Raw genomic sequence first — 7,906 nt, 5'->3', positions numbered from 1 at the left:
TTGCCAAACTGTTCAAGCAGCTCGGCGGGAATTGCCGGCAGATCGGCCGGTGGGGTCTTTGGTTTGCGAGGCATATATTCTCCTGGGGAGCATCATATGCCTTGAACACGAAATTACTGACAGGCCCTTGCACTGCGGGGCTTTTTTCTGCCCGCGCCAACCCGTACCCTACCGATACTCATCAATCTCGACAGTCCCGCCCGTCGTCTCCATCATGGTACGGATATTACCCGGCATGTCCGGAACGCGGTCACCCCGCTCATTGACCCAATAACAGAAAAACCGCACAAAACACCCGATAAACCACACCCCCGCATTCGCACAGACGAGCACGAAGTCTTCAGTTTTCGCCAACGAGGTCGTTATGACGAGCAGGCAATACCGTCACCGCATCAGGCAAACCCATAATGAACTCCCAAACGACCACCGAAAACGACGAACACACAGAGGCACTCAATCCCGTTACCCGCATAGCGCACACAGTCAAAGTGGGGCTTCAATGCCTGATCGGTGCGACCCTCATGGCCACCCTCCTGCTCAAGGGCGCGGCGGAACTCATGCAAACGCTGCAGATTCCCCATGTGTGGGACCAAAAGGCGCTTGAGCAGTCGACGTTTATGGCGCACCTGCTTTCGATCCACACGTTCCAATACATCGGCAAAGCCTTGGGGATTTCGGCCGGGATTGACTTGGGCTACATGCTCTTCACCGAGGGTCCGGATGAAGCCCTCACGCCGTTGATGCTTGGCATCTCCTCGGCGGCATTCTTAACGATTTCCGAGCACCCCGATAACAACTGGACCGTCGGCGTCTATGTGCTCTGCATTCTCGTGCTGATGTTCTGCATGAAAAAGTATGACGACTGGGGCTTGGGGAAAAGCGATGCCCCGAAAAAACTCAAGCGCGCCGCCCCGGCAACCAAGGCAAAGGAATAGTCGGGTTCGTGGGCGACCCTGTGCGCTCGCCGGACTAACAGCGCTCGCCCCATAGATCATCGAGCAGCGGCACCGCCGCTAACGTGAGCAGGACGATCGCAAGCGGCACCGTCGATATGAATCCCAGATGCTTGAAACCCAATGCGCCGGCCACGCCGCCGGCGACGAACGCCAGAAGCAGCGAACCAAGCAGCGCGAGCTTTTGCCGGTCCGCCTGGACGCTACCTTCGCCGGCCACCGGTCGCCTGTTCCAGTAGAACATCTTGCCCAGTTCGATTCCGACGTCGGTGACCAGGCCGGTGACGTGAGTGGTGCGAATTTCCGCGCGGGAAATTTTCGTGATCATCGCGTTTTGCAGTCCCATGACGAAGCAAAGCACGCCGACAGTCAGGTGCAGAAAGAGCAGGCGATGATGTTCAAGATTGGCGCCGAGCAGCCCGAAACACAGCAGAAGAACGGCCTCGATCGCGAGCGGCGTCGCGTAAATGCTGCGTAGGCGCCGGCGACGCCCCCAGTTGATCAGGATGGCCGACGCGGCCGCGCCAACGAGAAACGCAAGCAGCGAACCGAGCCCCGAAACGAACAGGCCCGCCTCTCCGAGCACGGCATTATCGGCCAGCGAGGAGACGATCCCGGACATGTGCGAGGTGTACTGGCCAACGGCCAGAAAACCGCCGGCGTTCGCCGCCCCCGCGACAAACGCCAATGATCGGCCGAGGCGGCGATTCGTGGCGTCCGTCCGTTCAGGCGCCGTGAAGCTGCGGAGATAGTTGATGGGCATCCTGGTAACTCGCTTTCATCGCATGGGGTAGACCGACCGAAAGGCGACCGACGGCTGACGATCCTAGCATGCCTCGGCACCGGAACCGCGCCGCACCGTGCCGTGCCGCCGGCTTGCGGCACGTCACACGACATGGACGCGTGAGCACCAGATATGAAAAAGCCCGATCAGCGTGGCAAAGGTATCGCCAAAGCTGCTCGCACCGAGAACGTTCCCGAACCTATTCGCGGACCACGCTGAAAAGCAGAACGGATTCGTCGTGCAATCGCCAGGCGTCCCATTGAAATTAGCGATGTACTTGCATTTCGTGGCGCGAGTTCTTTTTTCGTTATTTATCGCCGCCGCATAAAAAGCCCCAACCACTTCCATTACCATAAACCGCCAACACGCTCGCACACTCAACCGACTACATACAGAACATGAACATGTCTGCGACATCGACCATCGCTATCGGCGTGGCTATCAATCTCGTGCTTCTTGCCGTTGCCTTTTGGGCAGCATCGAACATCGAGAAAAAGAACGCGCGCATCGTACTCTTTAGCGGCATCGTCATGTTTTTTATCGCTTTCATGACGGGCGCATTCATTCTGCCGGGCTGGACAGAAGCTCAAAAGATCTTCATGACCTCGATGCTCGCGCTCTTCAGCGGCGTCGCCGGCAATTTCATCGCGGCGTCGGTCAACATCTCGTTGCAGGAGAAGATTGCAAGAGAGAAGAAACCGCCCGTGGATCTTTCCGCCGAGTTCCGACGAGCCCAGGTAAAAATCGTGGCCGCGCACAAAGCCGGCTTGGGGCATGCCCCTGCCCCCGCTCCAGCCGTGCACTTCATGATGGAATTGGTCAACGTGCTGGCACTGACCGAAAACGAGTTGAAGATCGTGAAAGAGCGGGCCCGTCACGACAAGGCAACGTGGATCGTGTTTGCCGACGGCGTATTCGTCGAAGCGGCCTGAGCATTCGCCGCTGCGCCCGCCGTCGCACGGCCCCGCGGCGGCCCAACCCGGCGATCCGCGTTCCTCCGTGTTCCCCCTCGTTCCCCCTACCCGCTTCCACTCAAGGCCGGGCTCAACGTCACCCGCCCGGCCCGAGCCCCGCGATCAAGCCGGACGCTGCGGAATATTCAAGCCGCGCGCGACGGCCGGCCGCTCGATAAAAGCAGCGAGCGCGCGCCTCACGTTCGGGAAATGCTGAATGCCGACCAGCTCGCCTGCCTCGTAAAAGCCCACGAGATTACGCACCCACGGGAAGATCGCGATATCGGCGATCGAGTACTGATCGCCCATCACCCATTTGCGTCCTTCGAGGCGCTGTTCGAGCACGCCGAGCAGCCGTTTCGACTCGGCGATGTAGCGATCGCGCGGACGCTTGTCCTCGTATTCCTTGCCGGCGAATTTATGGAAGAAGCCGACCTGACCGAACATCGGGCCGATGCCGCCCATCTGGAACATCACCCACTGAAGCGTTTCGTAGCGGCCGGCCGCGTCCTGCGCGATCAGTTGGCCGCTCTTGTCAGCAAGATAGATCAGGATCGCGCCCGATTCGAACAGCGGCAGCGGCTTGCCGTCGGGGCCGTTCGGATCGAGGATCGCCGGGATCTTGTTGTTCGGGTTCAGCGACAGGAATTCCGGCGTCATCTGATCGTTGGTATCGAAGCGCACCAGATGCGGCTCGTACGCCAAGCCGGTCTCTTCGAGCATGATCGAGACTTTCACGCCGTTCGGCGTCGGCAGTGAATAGAGCTGAATCCGCTCCGGATGCTCGGCGGGCCATTTCTTCGTAATCGGGAAAGCGGACAAATCGGTCATGGGATTGGGTCGCCTCATGCGAGAGAAATTTCAAGACCGGCCAATATAAACCGACACGGCGCAACGCGCGCGGCGACAAAATCTTCGCGGGCGACGCCGTCGCCTTCCGGCTTCGCTACCTCGCTCCCCGGCCTCGCGTCGCCGCCCACACCGGACCGCTCACCATAAATCCTTGGTCGCGGTCCCTGCTCGCACGTTATATCCGTCGCGCCACAAGGCCGCGCCGACCGTCAGCAGCAGCGTCTTTTCGTTGCCGTCGAGCAATTCCCACGCCGCCGCGAGCCAGGCGGCGAAGCTCGCGCAGGCCGCTTCGAGATCGGCCGGTGTCTTGCCTTCCAGGTACTGCCGCTCGAACATCGAAAGCATTTTTTCGGGTGTCATGGGCGCGATCTCCTTGTGGGATGCGCCCAGTCTAAAGGCGACACGCCGCGCACGGAACGTCCGCCATCGACATCGCGGGTTACTCCCAGGCACCGGCACACGCCACGGCGCAAACCGCCGTATCTGCAATACCCGTCACGAGCCGTCCGCTCTCCGTCCGCTTGCCGTCCGCGTTGTGTCGACGCACGGCACCGCCACGTCAAACCAGCACATCAAGGTACGCACCGCATAAAACGCAAAGGCGCCGCCGCCTCGGCGACGCCTTTGCTCCGACGGCAAACCACACCGGGCAAAATTTACGGCTTGTTGCGCTTCGCCTCGTCCTTCGCTTCTTCCTTCGCGTCGCCGTAGGCCTTCTGCACCTTGCCGGCGCCTTGCTGCAGATGGCCCTTCAGCTCTTTGGCAGGGTCGTTCGTCGCCTTGCCGACGGCTTCGTTGATCTTGCCTTTGATCTGTTCGCCTACGCCCTTCACTTGATCCTTGTTCATATGCGACTCCGTTTCCGCGATAAGCCCACATGCCGGCGCGGCATTGCGCCGGTATCGCGGTACAGCAACGGCTATGCCCGAGAACGCCGTCATGCGCGGCGCGGAATCGCGCCGCGCATGCCCGCGATAGCGAAAAATTTCTCATGAGTAGCCTAAAGTCGCGCCGGGCACGGCCGTAACAAAAATCATGGAGGAGCCATGGACAACCTGCTCACGACGCTTTCGGGATCATCGCAAGCCGCGCTGATCGACCAGGACCTCGCGCACATCGCACGCGTCATGCCGGTGTCGTTGCGCGGCGATTTCGGCGGTCCGATTCTGCCCGCCGTTTACTGGCGCAAGCGCCTGCATGCGCTGTTCGACGTCGGCCATCTCTCGCACGCGCAGTTCTGCAAGGTCGACAGCCTGCTGCTGCAACTCGACCGCCTCGAATCGGCGCCGCTGCCCGAATGGGAGCGGTTCGCTCCGGCGGCGGCCGCGCCGTTGCCGCACGAGCACGCGTCAGGTGCGGCGTATTCGGCGCGCTCCAGCGGTTCCTCGCAAACGGGCCGCCCCGTCTGACGCGCTGCGTTCCACGTTCGTCGCTCTACAAGCGCCGCCGCAAAAAAATTGGCCGCGCACACCGTTACGGGTCGCGGCCATAAACACACAGTGCAACGCAGGGAACCGGCGTCACAAGGCAAGCCTACACGCCTAACCGTGACAAGCACATTTCTCCACCGATGAATGTCGCGACGAAGCGAACCCGCGGAGAATTCCTTGAGTATCGGCGGTAAAAATAGGGAAATGGGACAACCTTAGGTCATAATGTCCGCAAATATTCCCAGCAAGGACGCCACGTGACCCTCGCCGCTCCGCTCGACCTGCTCCGGCAGGCGCGCGCCCGCTTCACTCAACGCGAAATCGCCGCCCACGTCGGCAAGGACATCAAAACGGTACGGCGCTGGGAAAAAGGCGAAACGCCTTGTCCCGCGATGCTGGAGCCCGCTTTGCGCGATCTGCTGCAACAGGGCGCGCGCACGGCGAACCACACGAGCGGCGCGGCGCGCTTTCGCTTCATCGATCTGTTCGCCGGCATCGGCGGCATTCGCATGGGCTTCGAGGCGCACGGCGGCGAATGCGTATTCACGAGCGAATGGAACGAGTTCTCGACACGCACCTACTGCGAGAACTACGGCGAACACTATTCCGGCAGCGCGGAGCATGAGCTGATCGGCGACATCGTCGCCTTTCCCGCCGAAGACGTGCCGAACCACGACGTGCTGCTCGGCGGCTTTCCGTGCCAGCCGTTTTCGATCGCCGGCGTCAGCAAGAAAAACGCGCTGGGGCGTCCGCACGGCTTCGAATGCACGACCCAGGGCACGCTCTTTTTCGACGTCGCGCGGATCATCGCGGCGAAGCGCCCCGCCGCGTTCCTGCTCGAAAACGTGAAGAACCTGCTCTCGCACGACAAGGGCCGCACCTTCGACGTGATCCTGCAAACGCTGCGCGACGAACTCGGCTACGAAGTGCATTACCGCGTGATCGACGGCCAGCATTTCACGCCGCAGCATCGCGAGCGCATCATCATCGTCGGCTTTCGCGGCAAGACCGGGTTCTCGTGGGACGACCTGCGCCTGCCCGAGCACGGCCCGCGCCTCGGCTCGATCCTGCATCGCACGGACGGCAGCGAGCCCGTGCTGCCGTGGGACCACGACCGTTTCTTCGACCACGCCGCGCGCCGCGTACAGCCGAAGTACACGCTCACACCGAAGCTATGGGCCTATCTGCAGAACTACGCGGCAAAGCATCGTGCGGCCGGCAACGGCTTCGGCTTCGGCATGGCGTATCCGGATAGCGTCACGCGCACGCTCTCGGCGCGCTATCACAAGGACGGCTCCGAGATCCTCGTCTATCAGGGCGAAGCGCTGCGGCCGCGCCGTCTCACGCCGCGCGAATGCGCGCGCCTGATGGGCTTTCCCGACACCTTCAGGATTCCGGTCAGCGATACGCAGGCCTACCGCCAGTTCGGCAACAGCGTCGTGATGCCGGTGATGCGCGAAGTGGCGCGTATCATGCAGCCGCATCTGCAAACCCTGCTCGCGAGTCCGACCCGCCATGGTTCGAAACAGTCTTGGCCGCTCCATGCGTGAGCGGTCCCGCACGCGAGGCAGCCGGCGCGCCGCGCATGCTTCGCCGGGGCGCTGACGATGGTCGATATCGTCGATAGCGCGACCCGCAGCCGCATGATGTCCGGCATTCGCGGGCGCAACACCAAGCCGGAAATCCTGATCCGCAGCCTGCTGCACCGGCAGGGTTTTCGCTTCCGGCTCGACGCCCGCGATCTGCCGGGCCGGCCCGACATCGTGCTGCCGCGCTATCGCGCGGTCGTGTTCGTGCATGGCTGCTTCTGGCACGGCCACGACTGCCATCTGTTCAAATGGCCGCAGACGCGGCCCGAGTTCTGGCGCGAGAAGATCGGCCGCAATCGCAGCAACGACGAGAAGGTGCACGCCGCCTTGCTCGCGAGCGGCTGGCGCGTCGCCGTGGTATGGGAATGCGCTTTGCGCGGCGCGAATCGCGATATCGCGGGCGTGCTCGAACGGCTCGTCGCATGGCTCAAAAGCGACGCGCCGGAGTTCGAAGAACGCGGATGAAAAACAGCGTTAGAACGCGCCAGGACGGCTGAAAAGCGCGCGCTGCCCACGTCTCGTGCGGTAGTCCGGCGGCCGCTGGTGATACACTCGAAAGGCTTGTTCGGAGCGCTTTCGGGGGGCTGTCGAGGGGTTCCCGGAATGCGTATCGGCGTACGTATCGCCCTGCATCCGCAATGCGTGCAGGCGCCTGCGCCGCACGTTGCGCAACACGTCGGCGGGCCGCCCAGGTGCCTTCGTCCGCCGCGCAGGCGCACGCTCCGACGCTCGCAGAACCAATCAACAAGGGAGGCACATCATGGCTGACTTCCGTCTTTGGTCCGACGACTTTCCCACCAACGGCTTCATGCCGAAAGCCCACGAATACGACGACAAGGCATTCGGCGTCGACGGCGAAAACATCTCGCCGTCGCTGCAATGGGAAGCTCCGCCCGCGGACACGCAAAGCTTCGCGCTCACCGTTCACGATCCCGATGCGCCGACCGGCAGCGGCTTCTGGCACTGGGTCGTCGTCAACATTCCGGCCGATGCGCGCGCGCTGCCGCGCAATGCCGGCAAGGCCGACGGCGCGCTGCTGCCGCAAGGTGCGCTGCAGGTGCGCAACGACTACGGAACGGTCGGCTTCGGCGGCGCTGCGCCGCCGCGCGGCGATCGCACGCATCGCTACATCTTCCGGCTGCATGCGCTGAAGGTGCCGCATCTGCCGGTCAGCGCGGACACCACCAACGCGGTGGCGCGCTTCATGACCCACCTGAACGAAATCGACTCGACCACTCACACGGGCCTTTACGAACTCAAATAACGCAGCAGGATGCGGCGCCGGCGTGGGCCGAAGCGGCCTTCACGCCGGGTCGCGCGACTGCGCAGCCGTCCCATCACAACT

At 62.5% G+C, this 7,906-nt stretch carries 10 protein-coding genes; 6 read left to right on the top strand and 4 right to left on the bottom strand.

The genetic code is table 11. From position 1 onward, the window contains the following. The first annotated feature begins 407 nt into the window (after positions 1 to 407). Positions 408 to 935, top strand: a complete 528-nt coding sequence (locus F3J19_RS02100) for a hypothetical protein (protein ID WP_167036897.1) — start codon at positions 408 to 410, stop codon at positions 933 to 935. Positions 936 to 969: 34 nt separating this feature from the next. Here F3J19_RS02100 and F3J19_RS02095 read toward each other — a convergent pair whose 3' ends face one another. Continuing rightward, on the bottom strand, positions 970 to 1,716 hold the full coding sequence (locus F3J19_RS02095; RefSeq protein ID WP_167036895.1) for a YoaK family protein: 747 nt from the start codon (positions 1,714 to 1,716) through the stop codon (positions 970 to 972). A gap of 425 nt (positions 1,717 to 2,141) precedes the next feature. On the opposite strand from F3J19_RS02095, the gene F3J19_RS02090 reads away from it, so the two are divergent. Beyond that, positions 2,142 to 2,669, top strand: coding sequence for a hypothetical protein (locus F3J19_RS02090; protein WP_167036892.1), 528 nt, complete (start codon positions 2,142 to 2,144; stop codon positions 2,667 to 2,669). Positions 2,670 to 2,813: 144 nt separating this feature from the next. On the opposite strand, the gene F3J19_RS02085 is transcribed toward F3J19_RS02090, so the two are convergent. From F3J19_RS02085 to F3J19_RS02075, 3 genes are all read right to left on the bottom strand, one after another. Then, positions 2,814 to 3,521 (bottom strand): glutathione binding-like protein, encoded by a 708-nt coding sequence (locus F3J19_RS02085; RefSeq protein ID WP_167036889.1) that lies wholly within the window; start codon positions 3,519 to 3,521, stop codon positions 2,814 to 2,816. 159 nt (positions 3,522 to 3,680) lie between these two features. Continuing rightward, positions 3,681 to 3,902, bottom strand: a complete 222-nt coding sequence (locus tag F3J19_RS02080) for a hypothetical protein (protein WP_167036886.1) — start codon at positions 3,900 to 3,902, stop codon at positions 3,681 to 3,683. 296 nt (positions 3,903 to 4,198) lie between these two features. Next, positions 4,199 to 4,390, bottom strand: coding sequence for a CsbD family protein (locus F3J19_RS02075; protein WP_167036883.1), 192 nt, complete (start codon positions 4,388 to 4,390; stop codon positions 4,199 to 4,201). 198 nt (positions 4,391 to 4,588) lie between these two features. Between F3J19_RS02075 and F3J19_RS02070 the strand changes: the two genes are divergently transcribed. From F3J19_RS02070 to F3J19_RS02055, 4 genes are all read left to right on the top strand, one after another. Then, positions 4,589 to 4,951: a hypothetical protein gene (locus tag F3J19_RS02070; RefSeq protein WP_167036880.1), complete on the top strand. Its 363-nt coding sequence runs from the start codon at positions 4,589 to 4,591 to the stop codon at positions 4,949 to 4,951. 278 nt (positions 4,952 to 5,229) lie between these two features. Beyond that, the gene (gene dcm / locus F3J19_RS02065) at positions 5,230 to 6,522 is read left to right on the top strand and encodes a DNA (cytosine-5-)-methyltransferase (protein WP_167036877.1); all 1,293 of its coding nucleotides are present in this window, start codon (positions 5,230 to 5,232) and stop codon (positions 6,520 to 6,522) included. A gap of 57 nt (positions 6,523 to 6,579) precedes the next feature. Beyond that, a complete protein-coding gene (gene vsr / locus F3J19_RS02060; RefSeq protein WP_167036875.1) occupies positions 6,580 to 7,026 on the top strand; it encodes a DNA mismatch endonuclease Vsr in 447 nt (148 codons plus the stop codon). A gap of 295 nt (positions 7,027 to 7,321) precedes the next feature. Beyond that, positions 7,322 to 7,825, top strand: coding sequence for a YbhB/YbcL family Raf kinase inhibitor-like protein (locus F3J19_RS02055; protein WP_167036872.1), 504 nt, complete (start codon positions 7,322 to 7,324; stop codon positions 7,823 to 7,825). Positions 7,826 to 7,906 lie beyond the last annotated feature (81 nt).

The organism is Burkholderia sp. Ax-1724 (genome assembly GCF_011752995.1).
In the GTDB taxonomy this organism is placed as follows: domain Bacteria; phylum Pseudomonadota; class Gammaproteobacteria; order Burkholderiales; family Burkholderiaceae; genus Paraburkholderia.
This window is presented reverse-complemented; position numbering and strand designations above follow the sequence as displayed.

Coding starts and splice junctions, on each gene's coding strand:
- F3J19_RS02075 (WP_167036883.1), bottom strand. CDS start 4,390: ATGAACAAGGATCAAGTGAAGGGCGTAGGCGAACAGATCAAAGGCAAG.
- F3J19_RS02055 (WP_167036872.1), top strand. CDS start 7,322: ATGGCTGACTTCCGTCTTTGGTCCGACGACTTTCCCACCAACGGCTTC.
- F3J19_RS02100 (WP_167036897.1), top strand. CDS start 408: ATGAACTCCCAAACGACCACCGAAAACGACGAACACACAGAGGCACTC.
- F3J19_RS02085 (WP_167036889.1), bottom strand. CDS start 3,521: ATGACCGATTTGTCCGCTTTCCCGATTACGAAGAAATGGCCCGCCGAG.
- F3J19_RS02090 (WP_167036892.1), top strand. CDS start 2,142: ATGTCTGCGACATCGACCATCGCTATCGGCGTGGCTATCAATCTCGTG.
- vsr (WP_167036875.1), top strand. CDS start 6,580: ATGGTCGATATCGTCGATAGCGCGACCCGCAGCCGCATGATGTCCGGC.
- F3J19_RS02070 (WP_167036880.1), top strand. CDS start 4,589: ATGGACAACCTGCTCACGACGCTTTCGGGATCATCGCAAGCCGCGCTG.
- F3J19_RS02080 (WP_167036886.1), bottom strand. CDS start 3,902: ATGACACCCGAAAAAATGCTTTCGATGTTCGAGCGGCAGTACCTGGAA.
- F3J19_RS02095 (WP_167036895.1), bottom strand. CDS start 1,716: ATGCCCATCAACTATCTCCGCAGCTTCACGGCGCCTGAACGGACGGAC.